This is a genomic window from Sphingomonas trueperi (genome assembly GCF_040545665.1).
Classification (GTDB): domain Bacteria; phylum Pseudomonadota; class Alphaproteobacteria; order Sphingomonadales; family Sphingomonadaceae; genus Sphingomonas; species Sphingomonas trueperi_B.
Genome location: NZ_JBEPMH010000002.1, coordinates 511,172 through 532,075, shown reverse-complemented (window position 1 = coordinate 532,075; position 20,904 = coordinate 511,172). Strand labels below are relative to the sequence as shown.

20 protein-coding genes are annotated in these 20,904 nt (G+C 67.8%); 10 read left to right on the top strand and 10 right to left on the bottom strand.

Features of this window, described 5'->3' with window-relative positions; translation table 11 throughout:
- Window positions 1-849 carry an N-carbamoylputrescine amidase gene (gene aguB, locus ABIC65_RS09910; protein WP_354308357.1) on the bottom strand — a complete coding sequence of 283 codons (849 nt, stop codon included), beginning with the start codon at window positions 847-849 and terminating at the stop codon, window positions 1-3.
- 210 nt (window positions 850-1,059) lie between these two features.
- Between aguB and ABIC65_RS09905 the strand changes: the two genes are divergently transcribed.
- On the top strand, window positions 1,060-2,889 hold the full coding sequence (locus tag ABIC65_RS09905; RefSeq protein WP_354308356.1) for a methyl-accepting chemotaxis protein: 1,830 nt from the start codon (window positions 1,060-1,062) through the stop codon (window positions 2,887-2,889).
- Between the two features lie 14 nt (window positions 2,890-2,903).
- Here ABIC65_RS09905 and ABIC65_RS09900 read toward each other — a convergent pair whose 3' ends face one another.
- From ABIC65_RS09900 to ABIC65_RS09890, 3 genes are all read right to left on the bottom strand, one after another.
- The gene (locus ABIC65_RS09900) at window positions 2,904-3,254 is read right to left on the bottom strand and encodes a DUF3147 family protein (RefSeq protein ID WP_354308354.1); all 351 of its coding nucleotides are present in this window, start codon (window positions 3,252-3,254) and stop codon (window positions 2,904-2,906) included.
- Complete coding sequence (locus tag ABIC65_RS09895) at window positions 3,251-4,228, bottom strand: agmatine deiminase family protein (protein WP_354308352.1); 978 nt, start codon at window positions 4,226-4,228, stop codon at window positions 3,251-3,253. Before ABIC65_RS09895 ends, ABIC65_RS09900 begins: the two co-directional genes overlap by 4 nt.
- A gap of 186 nt (window positions 4,229-4,414) precedes the next feature.
- A complete protein-coding gene (locus tag ABIC65_RS09890; RefSeq protein ID WP_354308350.1) occupies window positions 4,415-6,046 on the bottom strand; it encodes a M28 family metallopeptidase in 1,632 nt (543 codons plus the stop codon).
- Window positions 6,047-6,170: 124 nt separating this feature from the next.
- Between ABIC65_RS09890 and ABIC65_RS09885 the strand changes: the two genes are divergently transcribed.
- Window positions 6,171-8,153, top strand: a complete 1,983-nt coding sequence (locus ABIC65_RS09885) for an alpha/beta hydrolase family protein (protein WP_354308349.1) — start codon at window positions 6,171-6,173, stop codon at window positions 8,151-8,153.
- A gap of 66 nt (window positions 8,154-8,219) precedes the next feature.
- On the opposite strand, the gene rpsD is transcribed toward ABIC65_RS09885, so the two are convergent.
- The 3 genes from rpsD to queG all read right to left on the bottom strand — a co-directional run bounded on the left by rpsD (window position 8,220) and on the right by queG (window position 10,521).
- Complete coding sequence (gene rpsD, locus ABIC65_RS09880) at window positions 8,220-8,834, bottom strand: 30S ribosomal protein S4 (protein ID WP_066720121.1); 615 nt, start codon at window positions 8,832-8,834, stop codon at window positions 8,220-8,222.
- 192 nt (window positions 8,835-9,026) lie between these two features.
- Entirely contained in the window at window positions 9,027-9,263 is a 237-nt protein-coding gene (locus ABIC65_RS09875) for a hypothetical protein (protein ID WP_354308348.1), read from the bottom strand.
- A gap of 79 nt (window positions 9,264-9,342) precedes the next feature.
- On the bottom strand, window positions 9,343-10,521 hold the full coding sequence (queG, locus tag ABIC65_RS09870; RefSeq protein ID WP_354308346.1) for a tRNA epoxyqueuosine(34) reductase QueG: 1,179 nt from the start codon (window positions 10,519-10,521) through the stop codon (window positions 9,343-9,345).
- Between the two features lie 42 nt (window positions 10,522-10,563).
- Here queG and ABIC65_RS09865 point away from each other — a divergent pair, with 42 nt between their 5' ends.
- Window positions 10,564-11,490 carry an ABC transporter ATP-binding protein gene (locus ABIC65_RS09865; protein WP_354308345.1) on the top strand — a complete coding sequence of 309 codons (927 nt, stop codon included), beginning with the start codon at window positions 10,564-10,566 and terminating at the stop codon, window positions 11,488-11,490.
- Window positions 11,487-12,707: an ABC transporter permease gene (locus tag ABIC65_RS09860; protein ID WP_354308344.1), complete on the top strand. Its 1,221-nt coding sequence runs from the start codon at window positions 11,487-11,489 to the stop codon at window positions 12,705-12,707. The genes ABIC65_RS09865 and ABIC65_RS09860 overlap by 4 nt, the downstream gene beginning before the upstream one ends.
- A 308-nt stretch (window positions 12,708-13,015) precedes the next feature.
- On the opposite strand, the gene ABIC65_RS09855 is transcribed toward ABIC65_RS09860, so the two are convergent.
- Entirely contained in the window at window positions 13,016-13,279 is a 264-nt protein-coding gene (locus ABIC65_RS09855; RefSeq protein WP_354308343.1) for a hypothetical protein, read from the bottom strand.
- 53 nt (window positions 13,280-13,332) lie between these two features.
- Between ABIC65_RS09855 and rpiB the strand changes: the two genes are divergently transcribed.
- The 4 genes from rpiB (at window position 13,333) to ABIC65_RS09835 (ending at window position 16,398) form a co-directional block, all read left to right on the top strand.
- Window positions 13,333-13,785: a ribose 5-phosphate isomerase B gene (gene rpiB, locus ABIC65_RS09850; RefSeq protein ID WP_354308342.1), complete on the top strand. Its 453-nt coding sequence runs from the start codon at window positions 13,333-13,335 to the stop codon at window positions 13,783-13,785.
- Window positions 13,782-15,089 (top strand): serine hydroxymethyltransferase, encoded by a 1,308-nt coding sequence (glyA, locus tag ABIC65_RS09845; RefSeq protein ID WP_354308341.1) that lies wholly within the window; start codon window positions 13,782-13,784, stop codon window positions 15,087-15,089. Before rpiB ends, glyA begins: the two co-directional genes overlap by 4 nt.
- Before the next feature lie 128 nt (window positions 15,090-15,217).
- Window positions 15,218-15,679, top strand: a complete 462-nt coding sequence (gene nrdR / locus ABIC65_RS09840; RefSeq protein ID WP_064311935.1) for a transcriptional regulator NrdR — start codon at window positions 15,218-15,220, stop codon at window positions 15,677-15,679.
- The gene (locus ABIC65_RS09835; RefSeq protein ID WP_436286722.1) at window positions 15,676-16,398 is read left to right on the top strand and encodes an RNA methyltransferase; all 723 of its coding nucleotides are present in this window, start codon (window positions 15,676-15,678) and stop codon (window positions 16,396-16,398) included. Before nrdR ends, ABIC65_RS09835 begins: the two co-directional genes overlap by 4 nt.
- A gap of 189 nt (window positions 16,399-16,587) precedes the next feature.
- On the opposite strand, the gene ABIC65_RS09830 is transcribed toward ABIC65_RS09835, so the two are convergent.
- Window positions 16,588-18,306 carry a DEAD/DEAH box helicase gene (locus ABIC65_RS09830; RefSeq protein WP_354308338.1) on the bottom strand — a complete coding sequence of 573 codons (1,719 nt, stop codon included), beginning with the start codon at window positions 18,304-18,306 and terminating at the stop codon, window positions 16,588-16,590.
- A gap of 68 nt (window positions 18,307-18,374) precedes the next feature.
- Window positions 18,375-18,623, bottom strand: a complete 249-nt coding sequence (locus tag ABIC65_RS09825; protein ID WP_354308337.1) for a hypothetical protein — start codon at window positions 18,621-18,623, stop codon at window positions 18,375-18,377.
- 75 nt (window positions 18,624-18,698) lie between these two features.
- Here ABIC65_RS09825 and ABIC65_RS09820 point away from each other — a divergent pair, with 75 nt between their 5' ends.
- Both ABIC65_RS09820 and ABIC65_RS09815 read left to right on the top strand, forming a co-directional pair.
- The gene (locus ABIC65_RS09820; protein WP_125974100.1) at window positions 18,699-18,911 is read left to right on the top strand and encodes a hypothetical protein; all 213 of its coding nucleotides are present in this window, start codon (window positions 18,699-18,701) and stop codon (window positions 18,909-18,911) included.
- 216 nt (window positions 18,912-19,127) lie between these two features.
- Window positions 19,128-20,900 carry an SLC13 family permease gene (locus tag ABIC65_RS09815; protein ID WP_354308336.1) on the top strand — a complete coding sequence of 591 codons (1,773 nt, stop codon included), beginning with the start codon at window positions 19,128-19,130 and terminating at the stop codon, window positions 20,898-20,900.
- Window positions 20,901-20,904 lie beyond the last annotated feature (4 nt).

Sequence of the window (20,904 nt, the reverse complement as noted above, 5' to 3'; positions counted from 1 at the left end):
TCAGATGTCCTGGACGAGCCGGCCGTACAGCTCCGGGCGGCGATCGCGGAAGAAGCCGAAGGCGGCGCGGTGGCGCTTCACCCGGTCGAGGTCGAGCGTCGCGGTGATCAAGCCCTCTTCGGTGCGATCCAGTTCGGCGAGGATGTCGCCGCGCTCGTCGGTGATGAAGCTGGTGCCGTAGAAGGTCTGGCCATGCTCGGTGCCGACGCGGTTGGCGGCGATCACCGGCACGACGTTGGACACCGCATGGCCCACCATCGCACGCCGCCACAGCCGCGCGGTGTCGAGGCTGTCGTCATGCGGCTCGCTGCCGATCGCGGTGGGGTAGAAGAGCAGTTCGGCCCCCATCAGCATCATCGCGCGCGCGGTTTCGGGATACCATTGGTCCCAGCACACGCCCACGCCCAGCTTGGCGCCGGGGCCGTCCCACACCTTGAACCCGGTGTTGCCGGGGCGGAAGTAGAACTTCTCCTCATAGCCCGGGCCATCGGGGATGTGGCTTTTGCGATAGACGCCGGAGACCTTGCCGTCGGGGCCGATCATCGCGAGGCTGTTATAATGGTGCGGACCATCGGCTTCGAAGAAGCTGGTGGGGATGTGGATGCCCAGCTCGGCGGCGAGCGCCTGCATCGCCAGCACCGCCTTGTGTTCGGTCACCGGCTTGGCGTTGGCGAACAGCCCCTCGTCCTCGACGCGGCAGAAATATTCGCCCTCGAACAGTTCGGGCGGCAGCACCACCTGCGCGCCCCGACCGGCTGCCTCGCGGACCAATTCGGAGACGCGAGCGATGTTCGCGTCGATATCGTTCGAGAAGGCGAGCTGCAGTGCGCCGACAGTGATCTGGGTCATGCGGCGCCATGTAGTCGATGACGGTCGGGAATCCAGCCCCGCCCCGAAATCGTGGAGACAGAAATCCCCGCTCGTCCGCGCAAATATGAAGCTTCTCCGGCGGCCTGGCGGAGCGTCTCTCTATAACAACGATACAGGGACGGAGGCGCCTCAAGGATTGCGGGTGCGCTTCCGCTTTCTCGCTCGGGCCCAATTGCGTGAGACGCATAGATGACGATCAAGCAGAAACTTCTCGGTTGCCTTACCCTGTTCGGCATCGCCACGCTGCTGCTGGTCGGGGTCGGCTATTGGTCGGCGCGGTCGAGCGAGGCGGCGCTCTCCACCCTTCTGGCCGATCGCGTGCTGCCGCTGCGCCAGCTCAAGGTGGTAGCGGATCGCTATGCCGTCGAGATCGTGGATACCGCGCACAAGGCGCGCAACGGCAATATCGGCTTTGCCGAAGCCGCATCGAGGGTGTCGGCGGGCAGCACCGAATTGCACAAGGCCTGGGCCGAGTACCGCGCCACGCGGATCGAAGGGGAGGAAGCCAAGCTCGCAGCGGAGGCCGAATCCCGGATGAAGGTCGCCGACGATAAGGTCGAGCGGTTGCAACAGATGCTGCGCGCGGGCGACGCGGCGGCGCTCGAGGGGTTCGTGCGCAACGAGATGTATCCTGCGATCGATCCGGTGTCCGACGCGATCGCCAAGCTCGTCGACCTGCAGATCAAGATTTCGGAATCGGTCGCTACCCAGGCGCAGGCTGCTGCGGGCTTCGCGCGGCTCTCGATGGCGGCGCTGGGGCTGTTGGCGGGCGCGGTGCTGGTCGTGTCGTTCCTGACCATCACCCACAAGGTGATCGCGCCGATCCGGCGGTTGGCGGAGATCATCACCGAACTCGCCCGCTCCTCGGGGGCGGCGACGCTGCCGCACCTTGAGCAGCACGACGAAATCGGCGACATTACCCGCTCGGTCGACGGTTTTCTGCAGGCCGCGATCGCCAAGGAGCGCGATCGCGCCGCCGCTGCCGCCGCTGAGCAGACCACCGTCACCCGTGCGCTGCGGGACAGCTTGGCGGCGCTCAAGGCAGGTGATCTCACCCGCCCCGTCACCGCGCATTTCCCGCCGGCTTATGCCGAGCTAAAGAGCAACTTCAACGAGGCGCTGGACAATCTGCGTTCCCTGATCGGCACGGTGATCCAGAGTGCGCAGGGGATCAGCACCGGCTCGAAGGACATCGCGCAGGCCTCGGAGGATCTAGCGCGCCGCACCGAAAGCACCGCCGCGTCGCTGGCGGAAACTTCGGCGTCGATCGGCGAGATCGACGGACGGCTGAAGGCCACCGCGGCGGCGGCGGGCAACACGGTCGAGCGCGCAAACGGCGCGATCCACACGGTCGAGGGCGGTCGGGCAATCACCGATGAGGCGGTGCAGGCGATGAGCCGGGTCGCAGACAGCGCCAAGGGCATCGACAGCGTCATCGAGGGGCTCGACAAGATCGCGTTCCAGACGCGCGTGCTGGCGATGAACGCCGCCGTGGAGGCAGGGCGTGCCGGCGAGGCCGGGCGCGGCTTTGCCGTGGTCGCGGATCTGGTCTCCGCGCTCGCGATGCGCGCCGAGGAAGAAGCCAAGCGCGCCCGCGACCAGCTGACCGTCACACAGTCGGAGATCGGCACCGCGGTGGAGGCGGTGCAGAAGGTCGACGGTGCGCTGTCGAACATCGCGCAGGATGTTGCCCAGGTGCATCAGCTGCTCGGCAGCATGGCGACCGACAACAACGCGCAGGCTGCTGCGATCGTGCAGGTGACGACGGCGATTACGAACATGGACGGCGCCACCCAGCAGAATGCGGCGATGGTCGAGGAAACCTCGGCGGCGGCACGCAACCTGTCCAACGAGACGCGGTTGCTCAGCGATCAGGCCAGCAAGTTCCGCGTTGCTGGCGGGAATAGCAGCGGGTCGCTCCAAGGCAAGTTCGCGACGCCGCCTGCCGAGGCGCGGCCGCTGCCGGTGGCCGCCGTGCGTGCGATGACCCGCGATGTCGAGGACTGGCAGAACTTCTGACGCGCCTGGGCTGGTCAGAGCGTGACGCCGAAGCGGGCGAGCGCGGCGGCGGTCACGAAGTAGAGCAGGATCGTCAGTGCGATCCCGCCGACTAGGGCCGGGGCGAACCCCGCGCCCGATCGCAGCAATGCCGGCACCAGCAGGAACATCGGAAGCGAGGGCAGGACGTACCAGAAGGTCGCCTGAAGATGGTCCGCCACCCGCACGGAGTCCTGGGTGTCGCGCCACAGCCACACGACCCCGAGCAGCGAGATCAGCGGCAGCGACGCGACCAGGGCGCCGAACGCGGGACTGCGCCGGGCAAGCATCGCCACGGTGGCGACGATCAGCCCGGAGAGCAGCGCGCGGACGGCGAAGGCGGTCACCCGATCGTCGGGATCTGCTGCGAGATGCAGTGGAAGCTGCCCCCGCCGGTGAGGATATGGTCCGCCCGCTGGCCGACGATGGTGCGGCCGGGGAACAGGTCCTTGAGCGTCTCGATCGCGGCCTGGTCGTTGGGCTGGCCATAGAGCGGCACCACCACCGCAGCGTTGCCGATATAGAAGTTCATGTAGCTGGCCGGGATCACCTCGCCGTCTTCGTCCAGCACCGCGCCGGGGGAGGGCATGCGCACGATGTCCACGCCGAACGCCTCGGCGCGGGCGACCGCATCGGCATAGATCGCCGCATTGGGATCGTCCTCGTCCGGGGTGGGGATCAGCAGCCGGTTGGGGCCGACGAAGCGGGCGAGATTGTCGACATGGCCGTCGGTGTGGTCGTTGGCGAGGCCGTCGCCCAGCCACAGCACGCGATCATAGCCCAGGTCCGCCGCCAGCTTGGCCTCGATCGCGGCGCGGTCCAGGTCCGGGTTGCGATTGGGGTTGAGCAGGCACTGCTCGGTGGTGACGCACAGCCCGGTGCCGTCGCCATCGATCGCGCCGCCTTCGAGGATCCAGCCATGCTTGGCCGCGGTGAGCCCGCGACGCGCGGCGAGGCGGGCGCCGATCGTGTCGTCGCCCTCGAGGTCGTATTTGCCGCCCCAGCCGTTGAAGCCGAAATCCTGCGCGACATTGTCGCTGGTGAGGATGCCGGCGGTATCGCGCAGCCAGATATCGCCGAACAGCTCGGTCACGACTTCGGCGGCATCGCCGGCCATGGCGCGGGCGGCTTCGGCGGCGGCGTCATCGGCGGCGACGAGGATGACGCGCTCGCCGCGGCCATCGGCGTGCACTGCGCGGGCAAAGGCGATCACTTCTGCGCGGGCGGGCTCCAGGTCTTCGACCCAGAGGTCAGCGTGGCTGGGAAAGCCGATCCAGACCGCGTCGTGCGGTGCCCATTCGGGGGGAGGGGTACGAGTCATGGCGCGGCCTTTAGCCCTGTAGCGTGACAGGGGAAAGGCCGACGGATGGTCCGGGCGCTTCCCACTAGCCGACATCCCGGCGGAAGCCGGGATCCATTCGCCTCTCGGTATCGGCAGGAGCTGTGACGGAGACCCCAATGGATCCCGGCTTTCGCCGGGATGACGACGGAACGGCGCTGGACCGCCTTACTGCTCGGCCCGCGCCTTGTCGCGGATGGCGCGGAATTCGGCGTCCTTGAACCAGTTGGGCCAGCTGCTGCCCTCGGCCAGTTCGCGACCGAGGCCGTAATAGATCCGCAGGTCGGACAGCGCGCCGTCCCAGTTCCACTTGGGATCATATTCGTCCTGCGGCTTGTGGTAGCGCTGGTCGGTATAGTCTTCCGCCGCCTTGGCGCCGGCCGCCTTGCCGCCGACGACCAGATCGTCGCCGCTCTCGCCATAGAGCATCGGCACGCCCAGCTTGGCGAAGCTGAAATGGTCGGAGCGGTAATAGCTGCCCTTTTCGGGCGTCGATTCCACGCCGATCACCCGGCCCTCGGCGGCGACCAGCGGCTTGACCATCTCCTCCAGCTCGGACTTGCCCGCGCCGACCAGCACGAAGTCCTTCGCCTTGCCGTGGATGTTGAGCCCGTCCATGTTCACGCCGCCCACCGTCTTGGCCAGCGGGTAGACCGGATGCTCCGCATAATATTGCGAGCCGATCAGCCCCTGTTCCTCGGCGGTCACCGCCAGGAACACCATGCTGCGCTTGGCCGGGCCCGCCTTGGCATTGGCCTCGGCGAGCGCGACCAGACCAGCGGTGCCGGTGGCGTTGTCGACCGCGCCGTTGCAGATGTCGTCGCCGTTCACCGGCTTGCAATGGCCGAGATGGTCCCAGTGCGCCGAGAACAGCACCACTTCGTCCGGCTTCGTGGTGCCGGCCAGAATCCCGACGACGTTCTTCGACGCCTGGCGTTTGATCCCCACCCCGAAGCTGGCCGAGGCCTTCACGCCCAGCGGCACTGCCTTGAAGCCCTTGTGCTTCGCCGCCTCGACCAGCGCGGCATAGTCCTTGCCTGCGCTGGCGAAGAGGGCCTTGGCAGCATCCTGCTGGATCCAGCCGATCAGCTGCGACTGGTCGGCGTGATCGCCCGGCGTGTCCTGCTCGAGCTTGGGGCCGCCCCAGCTGCTCTCCACCACGCCCCAGCCATAGGCGGCGGGCTCGGTGTCATGGATGATGATCGCGCCCGCGGCACCCTGGCGTGCGGCTTCCTCATATTTGTAGGTCCAGCGGCCATAATAGGTCATCGCGCGGCCGCCGAACGGGCCGTCCAGCGACATGGTCTGCCAGTCGGGATCGTTGATCAGGATGACGACTGTCTTCCCCTTCACGTCGAGCCCGGCATAGTCGTTCCAGCCCCGCTCGGGCGCGTTGATGCCATAGCCGACGAACACGACCTCGCTGTCCTTCAGGTCGATCCTGGGCGTGACACGGTAGGTCGAGAACACCGCCTCGCTGCCATAGGCGAGCGACACCGGCGTCTTGCCGCCGGTGAAGGCGAGCTTGCTGGGGCTCTGCACGCTGAGCTCCACCAGCGGCACGTCCTGCACCCATTGCCCCTTGTTGCCGGGCTTGAGCCCCGCCTTCTGGAAGCGCTCGATCAGATAGGCGATCGTCTTGTCTTCGCCCGCCGTGGTCGGCTTGCGGCCCTCGAACGCATCGGAGGCGAGCGTCTCGGTGACGGACTTCAGCGTATCGAGCGAGAGGGCGGGCGCGGCGGTCTGCGCCTGGGCGGCGGTGGTCGAAAGCAAGGCGAAAGCGAGCAACGAAAAGCGCATCAAAGGCTCCATTATTCGGACGTGCCCAACCCTGTCAGGTCCCAAGCGACTTCGCAATGTGGCCGGTGGATTGCGAAAAGCCGCGCGCCTTTTAAGATCGGCAGCGAGCAACTTGGGGGGAATAATGACGAGACTGGTTCGCGCGGTGCTGCTTGCCACCGCGACGCTGCCTGCCGCCGCGTGGGCGCAGAGCAAGGACGCGGTGAATTTCGGCAGCCGCGAATTCATCCAGCAGATCAGCCTGTCGCCGGACGGCACCCATGTCGCCATGCTGCAGCCGGTGCGGGGCCGCGGCAACGTGCTGATGGTAGCGGACATGGCGACGGGCGCGACCAAGACGATCCTCGGATCGACGGGCAATCCCGAACGGCTGCGCAACTGCCGCTGGGCAAGCGACACCCGCATCGTGTGCAACCTCTTCATGATCCAGAAGCTGGCGGAGAAGCTGCCGTTCACGCGCATGGTGACGGTGAACAGCGACGGCACCGACCTGAAGGTGCTCAGCTCGCGCGAAAGCATAAACGCGCTCGACATCATGCAATCGGGCGGCAGCATCGTCGATTGGGGGCCCGACGGTTCGAACGGCTCGGTGCTGATGACACGGCAGTTCGTGCCGGAATTTTCGACCGGGACCCACATTGCGAGCAGCCAGGAGGGCTTGGGCGTCGAGCTGGTCGACGCCACCACGCTCCGCCGCAAGACGATCGAAAACCCGCGGCCGGGCGCGCGCGAATATATCAGCGACGGGCATGGCACCGTTCGGATGATGGGCGTGGAGAGCATCGGCGGCACCGGCCTCAATTCCGGCCACTATCTCTACAGCTATCGCCTGGCGGGCAGCCGCGAATGGAAGCGGTTCGGCGAATTGGTGACCACGCCCACCGGCGAGCAGGGCTTCAATCCCTATGCGGTCGATCGCGACGCGAACCTTGTCTACGGCTTCGATAACGAAGGCGGCCGCAGCGCGCTGTACAGCGTCACGCTCGACGGCACGTTGACCCGCAAGCTCGTGCTCGCCAACCCGTTGGTCGATGTCGACGGCCTGGTCCGGATCGGCCGGTACCGCCGCGTCGTCGGCGCGAGCTACGCCACCGACCGGCGCGTGACCGAATTCTTCGATCCCGAACTCAAGAAGCTGCAGGCGTCGCTGGCCAAGGCGCTGCCGGGCAAGCCGCTGATCACTTTCCTCGATTCCAGCGCGGACGAATCCAAGCTGCTGCTGTTCGCCGGTGGCGACAGCGATGCCGGCACCTATTATGTCTACGACAAGAAGACCCGCCGCCTGGGCGAGGTGCTGGCGTCGCGGCCGCAACTGGCGGGCGAGAAGCTGGCGAGCGTACAGCCGATCACCTTTCCCGCCGCCGACGGCACGCCGATCCCCGGCTATCTGACGCTGCCGGCGGGCAGCGACGGCAAGAACCTGCCGGCGATCGTGATGCCGCATGGCGGCCCCGGCGCGCGCGACGAGTGGGGGTTCGACTGGCTGGCCCAGTTCTTCGCGGCGCGCGGCTTTGCGGTGCTGCAGCCCAACTATCGCGGCTCGACCGGCTATGGCGACGCGTGGTACCAGAAGAACGGCTTCCAGTCGTGGCGCACCGCGATCGGCGACGTCAACGACGGCGGGCGCTGGCTGCTGAAGCAGGGTATCGCCGCGCCGGGCAAGCTGGCGATCGTCGGCTGGTCCTATGGCGGCTATGCCGCATTGCAGACCTCGGTGCTCGATCCCGATCTGTTCAAGGCGATCGTCGGGATCGCGCCGGTGACCGATCTGGAAGCCGTGCGCACCGAAGCATCGGGCTATACCAATTACGCGCTGGTCGACGCGTTCATCGGCCATGGTCCGCATGTCCGCGAGGGCTCGCCCGCGCAGAATGTCGATCGGATCAAGGCGCCGGTGCTGCTGTTCCACGGCGACCAGGACCTGAACGTCGGCGTCGGCGAATCGCGGATGATGGCGTCGCGGCTGCGCGGTGCCGGCAAGCAGGTCGAGTATGTCGAGTTCAAGGGGCTCGATCACCAGCTCGAGGACGATGTCGTCCGCGCCCAGATGCTCGACAAGAGCGACGCGTTCCTGCGCACCGCGCTGAGCCTTCCGGCCAAGCCCTGACGGCGGCACGAAAAAGGGCGGCCCCGAAGGACCGCCCTTGTTTCGTTTCCCGAAGGAAGCCGAAGCTTAGCGCGAGTAGAACTCGACGACCAGGTTCGGTTCCATCTTCACCGGGTACGGCACTTCGTCGAGCGTCGGCACGCGGGTGAAGGTGACCTTCGCCGCGCCGTCCGGCGCGACATAGTCGGGGATGTCGCGCTCGGCGAGGCTCTGCGCTTCCATGACCAGCGCCATTTCCTGCGCCTTGCCGCTCAGGCTGATTTCCTGGCCCGGCTTGATGCGGCGCGAACCGATGTTGCACTTCTCGCCGTCGACGCGGACATGGCCGTGGTTGACCAGCTGGCGGGCCGCGAAGATCGTCGGCGCGAACTTGGCGCGGTAGACGATCATGTCGAGGCGCTGCTCGAGCAGGCCGATCAGGTTCTGACCGGTGTCACCCTTCATCTTCGAGGCGTCTTCGTACGAGCGCTTGAACTGCTTCTCGGTGATGTCGCCGTAATAGCCCTTGAGCTTCTGCTTGGCGCGCAGCTGGATGCCGAAGTCCGACATCTTGCCCTTGCGGCGCTGGCCGTGCTGGCCCGGGCCGTATTCGCGCTTGTTCACCGGGGACTTCGGACGACCCCAGATGTTTTCGCCCATGCGGCGATCGAGCTTATGCTTGGCGCTGGAGCGCTTCGACATGTAAAATCCTTTACCAACTGCTGTGACGTTGACCCGGGCGGCGAACCGCCCTGATCGCGATCCCGGTTTCGCCTGTGCCTTCCCGAGGGAAAGACGCAGGGCCACCGCTTCACCGGGGGTGCGGGGCCAATTGCGAAGCGGCGCGCCTAGCGGGGCGCGACGGTGGAGTCAAGCGGACAGCGGCCTAGTCGATCAATTGCCCTCGTGCCCCTTGAACGCCGAGCGCTGTCGCATCACCGCGGCGCGCGCATTTTCCGCCATGAGGTCCCATTCCGCCTTGGTGTGGCATTCGCGCGTCATGAAGAAGGATCCCGTGACTTGCTGCCGCTTACAGATCTTTTTGTTGGGATCTTCCTTGGTCGCCGGCGCCTGTTGTGCAACGGCGGGAGCAACGGCTTGAACACACAGCAACAGAGCGAGCAGGCGCATGGAAAAATCCCCCAGATGGATATTTCTCTACATAACGCGATTCGGAGTGTGCATGCAATTAAGAGCGTGATGGAAGACGTTAGCTTGCCGTGAGATTTGCGTTTTCGCCGGGATGATCGGATGCCGCTTCGTTTGCCACCCGGTCCCACTCTTCCAAGACGCTGGAATCATCCTCGGCAATGAGGCGCTTCGACCGTTCCTCGCACCACCGCCGCAAATCAAGCCGTTCCAGCGCCCATGCAGCCGCGCCGCGCACGACCGGGGCAGGATCGTCTAGCAGCGCGCACACTGGTGCCACCAGCCGCGCGCTGCCGCTGTTGCCGGCGGCGATCAGGCAGTTGCGCACCATCCGGTCGCGGCCGATGCGCTTGATCGGCGAGCCGGCGAAGACCGCGCGGAAGCCTGTATCGTCGAGCGCCAGCAGGTCGGCGAGGTAAGGAACGGTCAACTCGGCGCGGGGGTGGAAGGCGAGGTTCGCCTGCGCGGCGGCGGCGAACTTGTTCCAAGGGCAGACCGCGAGGCAGTCGTCGCAGCCATAGATGCGGTTGCCGATGCCTTCGCGGAGGTCGCGGGGAATGGGGCCCTTGTTCTCGATGGTCAGGTAGGAGACGCAGCGGCGCGCATCGATCCGATAGGGGGCGGGGAAGGCGCCGGTCGGACAGGCCGTCTGGCAGGCGTCGCAGCTGCCGCAGCCGCCGCCGCTCGGGCCGTCGGATGCCAGGTCGAGCGTGGTGTAGATCGCGCCGAGGAACAGCCAGCTGCCATGGCTGCGGCTGACCAGATTGGTGTGCTTGCCCTGCCAGCCGAGCCCGGCGGCCTCGGAAAGCGGCTTCTCCATCACCGGCGCGGTATCGACGAACACCTTCACGTCGGCGCCCGGTGCCTCGGCCACAAGCCAGCGGGCGAGCTCCTTCAGTCGCCGCTTCACCACGTCGTGATAGTCGGCCCCCTGCGCATAGACCGAGATGCGGCCGACCTCGCCTTCGCTCGCCAGCGCCAGCGGATCGGTGGCGGGGGCATAGCTCATGCCCAGCGCGATCACCGAGCGGACCTCGGGCCACAGGCCCCGGGGGCTGCCGCGCTGCTCGGCGCGCTCCTCCATCCACAGCATGTCGCCATGCGCGCCGTCGTCCAGCCATTGGCGCAAGCGCTCGGCGGTGCGCGGCGCGGCATCGGCATGCGCGACGCCGCACGCCGCAAAGCCGATCTCCGCCGCCTTCGCCTTCAGCCGTTCCTCGATGGACTTGTCTTGCCGCACGCGCACCCGCTACCACGTTGCGATTGCTAGGGGGAGGCATCGTTGCAGCAACTCGCCGTCAGTGCCTCCGGGCTGGTCAAGCGTTTCGGAGACCGGCGCGCCGTCGACGGTGTCGGCATCGCCGTGCCCAAGGGGCTGATCTACGGCGTGCTCGGCCCCAACGGCGCGGGCAAGACCACCACGCTGCGCATGCTGCTCGGCATCATCGAGCCCGACGAAGGCGAACGGACGCTGCTAGGCAGCCGCCACCCGCGCGACATGAGCGACCAGGTCGGCTACCTGCCCGAGGAACGCGGGCTGTATCCCAACATGAAATGTCGCGAGGCGATCGCCTTCATGGGCGCGCTGCGCGGGCTGCCCTGGGCGACCGGCCGCAAGCGGGCACAGGCGCTGCTCGAAAACGCAGGGCTCGGCCATGCCGCCGATGACAAGATCCGCAAGCTATCGAAGGGCATGGCGCAGCTCGTCCAGCTGCTCGGCTCGGTGGTGCACGAGCCCGACCTGCTGGTGCTCGACGAGCCGTTTTCGGGGCTCGATCCGGTCAACCAGGAGCGGCTGGAGCTGCTGATCCGCGGCCAGCGCGATCGCGGCGCGACGATCCTCTTCTCCACCCATGTCATGGCGCATGCCGAGCGGCTGTGCGAGCGCATCTCGGTGATCGCGGGCGGCAAGGTGCGGTTCGAGGGCACGGTGGACGAGGCGCGGGCATTGCTGCCGCTGCGCGCTCGATACACGCCGCATCATGATGCCGACGCGATCGGCGCGATGCTGCCGGGCGACGCGGTGCGCGAAGGCGGGAGCTGGCGCTTCACCGTGCCCGACGGCGGCATCGAGGCGCTGCTGGTGCGACTGATCGACGCGGGGCACGGGATTTCGGGCCTGTCGATCGAGCGGCCGGGGCTGCACGATGCCTTTGTCCGCATCGTCGGCGCCGAGGCATTGGCCGACCAGCCGGAGACGATCGCATGATGCCGCGCTTCCTCCGCCACGCGCTCACCATCGCCCGCCGCGACCTCACCGCGACGGTGATGACGCCGACCTTCCTGCTGTTCCTGCTGAGCCCGCTCCTGATGATCGGCTTCGGCATCATCGGCGGGCTGAGCGGCCAGGCCGCGGGTGCAGCCGGCGAGGCCCGGCAGGTGCTCGTGGCGATCGTGCCTGTCGGGCAGCAGGAGAGCCTGCGCGCTGCCGATCGCGAACTGCGCAACGTGTTCAGCCGCGATTCCGCGCGGCCCAGGCTGCAGCTGGAAGCGCCGCAGGGCGATGCGGCGCGACAGGCGCGCGCGCTGTTTGACTCGGATGCGATCGAGGCGGCGGCGGTGCTGTACGGCCCGCTCGATCATCCCATGATCCTGCGCCGCGCGGGGGCAGAGGCGGAGGGGCGCTATCTCGCCGCGCTCGCCACCCAGACGCTGCGCGCCGCGCATGCCCCCGGCGTCCGCAGCACCGCGCGCTTCGAAACCATCGCCGTGCAGGCGCCGACCGTCAGCGGGCGCGGGCAGGCGGCCTATTTCTCCACCTTCGCGATCTTCCTCGTCACGCTGATGCTGTCGGGCCAGGCGGTGGGCGCGATGGCGGAGGAGCGGTCGAACAAGGTGATCGAGATCCTCGCCGCCGCAGTGCCGCTGGAGAGCGTGTTCTTCGGCAAGCTGCTGGGCGCCTTCGGCTCGGCGCTGCTTTTCGTCGCCTTCTGGGGTACGCTGGTCGCCAACCTGCCCAAGCTGACGCCCGCGGGCATGTCGGGCGCGTTGTCGGACCTGAGCGTGGCGGTGGGCCCGATCTTCCCGTTGCTGCTGATCGGCTATTTCGTGATGGCCTATCTGCTGCAGAGCGCGGTGTTCCTCGGCGTCGGCTCGCTCGCCTCCACCCAGCGCGAGATCCAGATGCTGTCGCTGCCGATCACCATCTTCCAGTTCGCGATGTTCGGCATGGCGTCGTACGCGGCGGGCAACCCGGAGAGCTGGGTGGCGATCGCAGCGGAGATCGTGCCGTTCAGCTCGCCCATGGCGATGGCGGCGCGGGCAGCCAACGCGCCGGAGCTTTGGCCGCACGCGCTCGCCTTCGCCTGGCAGGGGCTGTGGGTGGCGATCACGCTGACCATCGCGGCGCGGCTATTCCGGCGCGGGGTGCTCAAGTCGGGGAGCCCGAAGCGGGGGAAGAGGGCGGTCTCGCAGGGATCAAATTGAAACTGCGCAACGTCTGCCGTATATAGCCTCTGCGAGTGTCAGGGTTTTCCCTGGTTCACCGGAACCCCCGCCGCTGCAACGGTGGGGGTTCTTCGTTCAGGGGAGACGCTGCAACGCCTCCCCCTCCCGGTACGCTTACTTCTGACGTGCGACTTCGATTACCTTGAGGATCAAGGTGGCGAAGGCAAACAGCGCCATCAGCAGAACGCACACTTCTGCGAGTGTCATGTGCGGTTCCTTGGTTCAGGCAGCGGACTTGCTGCCGAGAGCCAAGCTATCGCAGTTCATTGCGATATTGAATCGAACGATCAGTGTGCGGCGTCGTCGATCGCGTTGCCGGTGCGGTCCACGCCGTTCGCCAGCGCATCGCCGGTGTCGTCCGCGCCTTCGCGGATCGCCTTGCCTGCCGCATCCACCCGGTTCTCGATCCGGTCGCCCAGCCGGTCCGCCGCGTTGGACAGCGAATCACCGGTGCGGTCGAGCGAATTGTCGACGCGGTCCTCGGTGCTCGGCGAGCAGGCGGCGAGGCCGAGTGCCAGCGCGGGAAACAGAACGGACAGAGTCTTCGGCATATGGTCTCCTGGGTGTCTAGCCAGCGGGCGCACACGCGCGTAGAGGGCGCGCCATGCACCATCGCATCGCCCTCGCCTCGGATCACGCCGCCACCGCCATGAAGGCAGAACTCGCCGATTGGTTGCGCGCAGCCGGTCATGACGTGCTCGATCTGGGCACCAATGGACCCGAGAGCGTCGACTATCCGGACTATGGCTACCGGCTCGGCAAGGCGATCGAGACCGGCGAGGCGACCTTCGGCATCGCGCTGTGCGGATCGGGCATCGGCATCTCGATCGCGGTCAACCGCAACCCCGCCGCGCGCTGTGCGCTCGTCTCCGAGCCGCTCTCCGCCGGTCTTGCGCGCGAGCATAACGATGCCAATGTCATCGCCCTCGGCGCGCGGATGATCGGCATCGAGATGGCCAAGGCGTGCGTCACCCAGTTTCTCGAAACGGCTTTCCTCGGCGATCGGCACGTCCGTCGCGTGGAGAAGCTGAGCAACCCCGAAAGGAGCCCCGCATGAGCACCAACCCCGTTACGGCAGGCCTTCAGCCGGATGGCTTCTTCACCAAGTCGCTCGCCGAGGTCGACCCTGCGGTGTTCGCCGGCGTCGAGCACGAAATGGCGCGCGAGCAGTATCAGATCGAGCTGATCGCCTCCGAGAACATCGTCTCCAAGGCGGTGCTCGAAGCGCAGGGCTCGGTCTTCACCAACAAGTACGCCGAGGGCTATCCGGGCAAGCGCTATTACCAGGGCTGCCACCCGTCCGACGAGGTGGAGCAGCTGGCGATCGACCGCGCCAAGCAACTGTTCGACTGCGGCTTCGCCAACGTCCAGCCGCATTCGGGCGCGCAGGCCAACGGCGCGGTGATGCTCGCGCTGACCAAGCCGGGCGACACCATCCTCGGCCTCAGCCTCGATGCCGGCGGCCACTTGACCCACGGCGCGCGCGCGGCGATGAGCGGCAAGTGGTTCAACGCGGTCCAGTATGGCGTGCGGCCCGACGATCACCTGATCGACTATGACCAGGTCGCCGCGCTCGCCCGCGAGCACAAGCCCAAGCTGATCATCACCGGCGGCTCGGCCTATCCGCGCCACATCGATTTCGCCCGCTTCCGCGCGATCGCGGACGAGGTCGGCGCGATGTTCATGGTCGACATGGCGCACTTCGCCGGCCTGGTCGCCGGCGGCGTCCACCCGACGCCGTTCGGCCATGCCCATGTCGTCACCACCACCACGCACAAGACGCTGCGCGGGCCCCGCGGCGGCATGATCATGACCAACGATGAAGCGATCGCGAAGAAGATCAACTCGGCGGTGTTTCCGGGCCTGCAGGGCGGTCCGCTGATGCACGTGATCGCCGCCAAGGCGGTCGCGTTCGGCGAGGCGCTGCGTCCCGAGTTCAAGAGCTATGCCGCAGCGGTGGTCGAGAACGCCAAGGTGCTGGCGGCGACGCTCAAGGAGCGCGGCGCGAACCTCGTCTCGGGCGGCACCGACACGCATCTGGCGCTGGTCGACCTCACTCCGCTGGGCGTGACCGGCAAGGACGCCGACGAGGCGCTGGAGCGCGCCGCGATCACCTGCAACAAGAACGGCATCCCCAACGATCCGCTGCCGCCGATGAAGACCAGCGGCATCCGCGTCGGCTCGCCGGCGGGCACCACCCGCGGCTTCGGCCCGGCCGAGTTCCGCGAGATCGGCAACATGGTCGCCGACGTGCTCGAGGGGCTGCGCTCGAAGGGCGAGGCGGGCGACGCCGCGGTCGAGGCCGATGTGAAGGCCCGCGTCCGCGCGCTGTGCGAACGTTTCCCGATCTACGGTGGCTGAACTGGCGGATCACCCTCACCCTTCCGCGCCTTCGGCGCTCCTTCCCTCTCCCATTGGGAGAGGGAAGGGGCCCGCTTGGCGCAGCCAAGTGGGAAGGGTGAGGGTGACCACCTCGCAGGTTCTATAGAATGCGCTGTCCCTTCTGTTCCAATGAAGCCAGCCAGGTAAAGGATAGCCGCCCCACCGACGACGGGGCGGCAATCCGGCGGCGGCGCCAATGCGAGGCGTGCGGCGCGCGCTTCACTACTTTCGAGCGTATCCAGCTGCGCGACCTGACGGTCGTGAAGAGCGGAGACCGGCGTGAGCCGTTCGAGCGCGAGAAGCTGATGCGCTCGGTCTCCACCGCCTGCCGCAAGCGGCCGATCCAGCCCGCGCAGATCGAGCGGCTGGTCTCGGGCATCCAGCGCCAGCTGGAAACGACCGGCGAGAGCGAAATCCCCTCCCAGCGCATCGGCGAGCTGGTGATGGAGGCCCTCAAGGGCCTCGATTCGGTGGCCTATATCCGCTTCGCCAGCGTGTATAAGGACTTCCGCGAGGCGAAGGACTTCGAGGAATTCGCCGGTAACGTCAGCGAGGTCGGCAAAAGTTGAATTCCCCCGTGATTGTGCTCGTCCGCCCGCAGCTGGGCGAGAATATCGGCAAGGCCGCGCGCGCCATGCTCAACTTCGGGCTGACCGAGATGCGGCTGGTGAGCCCACGTGATGGCTGGCCGAATCCCTCGGCAGGTCCGGCGGCGAGCGGCGCCGACATCGTGCTCGAAAAGGCGCAGGTGTTCGAGAGCGTCGCCGATGCGGTGGCGGACTGCACGCACGTCTATGCGACCACGGTGCGCAAGCGCGGGGTGACCAAGCCGGTGGTGACGCCCGAGGTCGCCGCGCGCGAGATTCATGGTGCCCCCACCCGCAGCGCGATCCTGTTTGGGCCGGAGCGCTCGGGGCTGGAGACCGACGATGTGGCGCTTGCCCGCACGATCATCACCGTGCCGATCAACCCGGAGTTTGGTTCGCTGAACCTCGCCCAGGCGGTGATTCTGGTCGCTTATGAATGGTCGAAGCATGTCGGGCTGGAGAGCCCGCCGCTGGTCGACCTGGAGCCGCCGGCGCCGCAGGAGGAACTGGACGGGATGATCGGCCAGCTCGACGCGATGCTGGACGAATCGGGCTATTATTTTCCGCCGGACCGGGTGCCGTCGACCAAGCGGACGCTGCGCACGCTGCTCACCAAGCCGCGCTGGTCGAGCCAGGAACTGCGCACGCTGCGCGGGGTGCTGTCGGCGCTGGATGGCCGGAAGCGCCACCGGGCGGAGTAACGGACTGACGCCAGCAGTCCGCCCGCAACCTGACCATCGTCATTCCGGCGAAAGCCGGAATCCATTGGGGTCGCCGGCGGGGCTTTTGCTGTGGCGTAGTGGCGAATGGATCCCGGCTTTCGCCGGGATGACGGCCTAGTGGAAAGCACGATGCTCCCCGTCCGCGCGGGAAGGGGAGCATCCCAATCCTCAGCGGCGCGGCGGGCCCTTGCGGAAGCCGCCGGGCTTGCCATTGGCGTTGCTGCGGTTCGGCGGCCCGCGACGCACCGGGCCATCGGCGCGCGCACCCGGCTGGGGTGCTTCGGTCGAGCGCTCGATGCGGATGCCGTCGTCGTCATCGCCCGCGGTGCGCGCGAACTTGTCGACCGCTGCCGCGAACTTCGCCGCCAGTGGGGCCGGGATCTGGAAGTGCGTCTCGTTCGCCGCGATGCGGATCGCGCCGACTTCGTTGCGGGTGATGTGCCCGCGGCGGCAGATCAGCGGCAGGATCCAGCGCGGATCGGCGTTCTGCCGGCGCCCGATGTCCATGCGGAACCACACCGTATCGTCGAAGCCGGGGCGGTGCCGCTCCTGCTGCGCGGCGCGGCGTGCCTCCGGCGTCGCCTCGATCAGCTCTTCCGGCTCGGGCAGCTGCGAGCGGTGCGCGCGGACCAGCGCTGCGGCGATCTCGGCCGGGGTCTTCTCGGCGAGCAGGCGCTCGGCGAGGGCGATGTCTTCCTCGTCCGTCTCGATCGGCTGGAGCAGCGCGGCAATCAGCCGCTCGCGATCCGCGGCGCGAATCTGCTCGGGCGTCGGTGCGTCGATCCACTCCGCCGGGATGCGCGCGCCGTGCAGCATCTGCTCCACGCGGCGGCGGCGCGGATAGGGGACGATGAGGACGGCGGTGCCCTTCTTGCCCGCGCGGCCGGTACGGCCCGAACGGTGCTGGAGCGTCTCGGCATCGCGCGGCAGCTCGACATGCACCACCAGCGTCAGCGTCGGCAGATCGATGCCGCGTGCCGCCACATCGGTGGCGACGCAGACGCGGGCGCGGCGATCGCGCAGCGCCTGCAGCGCATGGTTGCGCTCGGACTGCGAATGCTCGCCGGACAGCGCCACGGCCGCGAAGCCGCGCTCCATCAGGCTGGCATGGAGGTGGCGGACATTGTCGCGGGTCGCGCAGAACAGGATCGCCGTCTCCGCCTCGTGCAGGCGCAGCAGGTTGATCACGACGTGCTCGATGTCCGCGGGCGCGACCGTCACCGCTTGGTAGCTGATGTCGCCATGGCCGCGATCGTCGCTCTTGGTGGTGATCTGGAAGGCGTTGCGCTGGTAGCGCTTGGCCAGCGCGACGATCGGGCGCGGCATCGTCGCCGAGAACAGCAGCGTGCGGCGGCCTTCGGGCGTCGCGTCGAGGATCGCTTCCAGCTCTTCGCGGAAGCCCATGTCGAGCATCTCGTCGGCCTCGTCTAGCACCGCGACGCGCAGGCTGGAGAGGTCGAGCGCGCCGCGCTCCAGGTGATCGCGCAGACGGCCCGGCGTGCCGACGACGATATGCGCGCCGTGGTTCAGCGTGCGACGCTCCTTCGAGGCGTCCATGCCGCCGACGCAGGTGGCGATGCGCGCGCCGGCCGGGCTGTAGAGCCAGATCAGCTCGCGGCTGACCTGCAGCGCCAGCTCACGCGTCGGTGCGATGATGAGGGCGAGCGGTGCGCCGGCGGGCGGCAGCATCTCTTCGCCGGCGAGCAGTTCGGGCGCCATGGCGAGGCCGAAGGCGACCGTCTTGCCCGAGCCCGTCTGGGCGGAGACGATGAGGTCGCGGCCCGCGGCCTGGTCTTCCAGGACGGCGGACTGGACGGGGGTCAGCGTGGAATAGCCACGCTGTTCCAGCGCCTCGGCGAGGCGCGTCGGTAGATTCGAAATAGACATTGAGACCCTAAAATTGGGGCTACGCGCGGCGCACCGCAAGCCCGATACAGTGTTGCAGGCGCGCCCCTCTAACCTCGCGCGCGATCGATCAGCCAGACGGCGAGCGTGAGAGCGAACCCCAGCGCAAGCCCGGCCAGCAGCCCCACCGTCGCTTCTCCGCGTAGGGCCCCGGCCACTGCGCCGACGAGAATGCTCGCCGTCAACAGGAAGCCGCCGGCCATCGGCGTGCGCGAAGGGGTGGACTGCATGGTGCCCCTTGCCACGAATCTGCGCGAAGCGCCAGCCTTAGCCATGGTTTCCCGATCGTTCACCAGCATCGTCCACCGGAGCGGAAGGGAAACCGGTGTATCAGGCCGGTACGGGCCGGGGGCTGCCCCAGTGTTGGAGTTGCAATGGACGTCTACCCCTATCTGAGCGATCGCGACGAAGTGCACGACGCGGCCGATCTGATTCGGCGCTTCGGCCATGCCGCCTGCGGCGAAGCCGCGGCGCGTGCCGAGGCGAGCCGGGATCTCGGCAACGTCATCCACTTCTGCCGTTGGCGCCAGATCGAACGGCTGGTGGTGCTGCTGTCCGTGCCCAAGGTACTGGGGACGGTGCACTGAGGCCGTAACCGATCCTCCCCCGGAGGGGGTGGGGGACCGCCCGCAGGGCGGTGGAGGGGTGTCCCGGCTGGTAGTGGCGGGAATCCTCGCCAGCGGGGACACCCCTCCGTCAGGCCTTCGGCCTGCCACCTCCCCTTTCAGGGGAGGATTGATACAGGGCCGGACCCAACCCCTCCCACCCGCGTTCCGTCCTCGCACTCCCTTCGCGAGGTACGCTTGACCACACCCCAAATCCTGTCGCTCGTCGTGCTCGCGGGCATGATGCTGCTCTTCGTCTGGGGAAAGCTGCGCTACGACATGGTCGCGGTACTGGCGCTGCTCGCGGCGCTGGCGGTGGGCGTGGTGAAGCCCAAGGAGGCGTTCACCGGCTTCTCCGACGACATCGTGATCATCGTCGCCTCTGCGTTGGTGCTTTCCGCCGCCGTGCAGCGCTCGGGCGTGATCGAGCGGGCGATGCTGCTGCTCCAGCGGCGCGTCACGCGGGTGCGCTCGCAATTGCTGCTGCTCAGCGCCAGCGTCGGCTTCGCGTCGGCGCTGGTCAAGAATATCGGCGCGCTGGCGATGATGATGCCGGTCGCCTTCCAGATGGCCAAGCGCTCCAAGGCCTCGCCCGCCACCTTCCTGATGCCGATGTCGTTCGCCTCGCTGCTCGGCGGGCTGATCACGCTGATCGGCACCTCGCCCAACATCATCGTCAGCCGCGTGCGCGAGGAGATGATGGGCAAGCCGTTCGGCATGTTCGACTATGCGCCGGTGGGCCTAGGGCTGACGCTGGTCGGCCTGATCTTCCTGCGCTTCGCCTATCGGCTGATCCCGCGCGACCGCCGCGCCGCGCCGACGCTGGGCGAGGCGATGGACATCGAGGACTATGTCACCGAGGCTGCCATACCCGACGGCTCGGCCGCGGTGGGCGAGACGGTCGCCGAATTTCGCGAGCGGCACGATCACGCCGTGGCGGTCACCACCATCCTGCGCGGCGGCATCCGCAGCATGCCCTTTCCGGACAACCGGCTCTGCGCCGACGATGTGCTGATCCTCACCGGCGCGCCGGACGAGCTCGAGCGCGTCATCGCCACCGATGCGCTGGTGCTGGAAGGGCAGGACCGTGCCCAGCCCGACGGCAACACCGGCGAGGTCGGCGTGCTTGAAGCGGTGATCGGCACCGATTCCACCCTGATCGGCCGCACCGCCGGCCGCCTCGGCCTGCACGAACGCTTCGGGGTGAACCTGATCGCGGTGTCGCGCCAGGGCGCGCGATTGTCCGCCCGGCTCGGCGATATCGAGCTGCGCGCGGGGGACGTGATCGTGCTGCAGGGCCCGCTCGACCTGCTGTTCGAGCGTCTGGGCGAGCTCGGCTGCCTGCCGCTCGCGCAGCGCGAGCTGCGGCTGGGCAGCGCGCGCAAGGGACTGTTGCCGCTCGCCATCCTCGCCGTCGCCATGGCGGCGACCGCCACCGGCTATGTGCCCGTTGCGGTTGCGTTCTTCGCGGCGGCGGGGCTCACCATTCTGCTCGGTGCGCTGCCGGTGCGCGAGGCGTACGAGCATATCGAATGGCCGATCCTGGTGATGCTCGGCGCACTGATCCCGGTCAGCGATTCGCTGCGCACCACCGGCGCCAGCAAGGTGATCGGCGACCAGCTCGGCCATATCGCGGCGACGCTGCCGCCCTGGGGGGCGGTCGCGATGATCCTGGCGGCGGCGATGGCGGTGACGCCCTTCCTCAACAATGCCGCGACGGTGCTGGTGATGGCGCCGATCGCCGCCACCTTCGCGGGCGAGCTCGGCTATCGGCCCGAGGCATTCCTGATGGCGACGGCGGTGGGCGCCGGCTGCGACTTCCTCACGCCGATCGGCCACCAGTGCAACACGCTGGTGATGGGGCCGGGCGGCTACCGGTTCGGCGATTATGCGCGGCTGGGAGCGCCCCTGTCGCTGCTCGTCTTGATCGTCGGTACGCTACTGATCATGGCCGTGTGGCCGGTGCATTGAAGGT

Excerpts from the sequence above, each read along its gene's own strand:
- ABIC65_RS09830 (WP_354308338.1), bottom strand. The coding sequence starts at position 18,306 with ATGTCTATTTCGAATCTACCGACGCGCCTCGCCGAGGCGCTGGAACAG.
- rpiB (WP_354308342.1), top strand. The coding sequence starts at position 13,333 with ATGCACCATCGCATCGCCCTCGCCTCGGATCACGCCGCCACCGCCATG.
- ABIC65_RS09905 (WP_354308356.1), top strand. The coding sequence starts at position 1,060 with ATGACGATCAAGCAGAAACTTCTCGGTTGCCTTACCCTGTTCGGCATC.
- ABIC65_RS09885 (WP_354308349.1), top strand. The coding sequence starts at position 6,171 with ATGACGAGACTGGTTCGCGCGGTGCTGCTTGCCACCGCGACGCTGCCT.
- aguB (WP_354308357.1), bottom strand. The coding sequence starts at position 849 with ATGACCCAGATCACTGTCGGCGCACTGCAGCTCGCCTTCTCGAACGAT.
- ABIC65_RS09890 (WP_354308350.1), bottom strand. The coding sequence starts at position 6,046 with ATGCGCTTTTCGTTGCTCGCTTTCGCCTTGCTTTCGACCACCGCCGCC.
- ABIC65_RS09855 (WP_354308343.1), bottom strand. The coding sequence starts at position 13,279 with ATGCCGAAGACTCTGTCCGTTCTGTTTCCCGCGCTGGCACTCGGCCTC.
- nrdR (WP_064311935.1), top strand. The coding sequence starts at position 15,218 with ATGCGCTGTCCCTTCTGTTCCAATGAAGCCAGCCAGGTAAAGGATAGC.
- ABIC65_RS09825 (WP_354308337.1), bottom strand. The coding sequence starts at position 18,623 with ATGCTGGTGAACGATCGGGAAACCATGGCTAAGGCTGGCGCTTCGCGC.
- glyA (WP_354308341.1), top strand. The coding sequence starts at position 13,782 with ATGAGCACCAACCCCGTTACGGCAGGCCTTCAGCCGGATGGCTTCTTC.
- ABIC65_RS09875 (WP_354308348.1), bottom strand. The coding sequence starts at position 9,263 with ATGCGCCTGCTCGCTCTGTTGCTGTGTGTTCAAGCCGTTGCTCCCGCC.
- ABIC65_RS09895 (WP_354308352.1), bottom strand. The coding sequence starts at position 4,228 with ATGACTCGTACCCCTCCCCCCGAATGGGCACCGCACGACGCGGTCTGG.
- rpsD (WP_066720121.1), bottom strand. The coding sequence starts at position 8,834 with ATGTCGAAGCGCTCCAGCGCCAAGCATAAGCTCGATCGCCGCATGGGC.
- ABIC65_RS09820 (WP_125974100.1), top strand. The coding sequence starts at position 18,699 with ATGGACGTCTACCCCTATCTGAGCGATCGCGACGAAGTGCACGACGCG.
- ABIC65_RS09860 (WP_354308344.1), top strand. The coding sequence starts at position 11,487 with ATGATGCCGCGCTTCCTCCGCCACGCGCTCACCATCGCCCGCCGCGAC.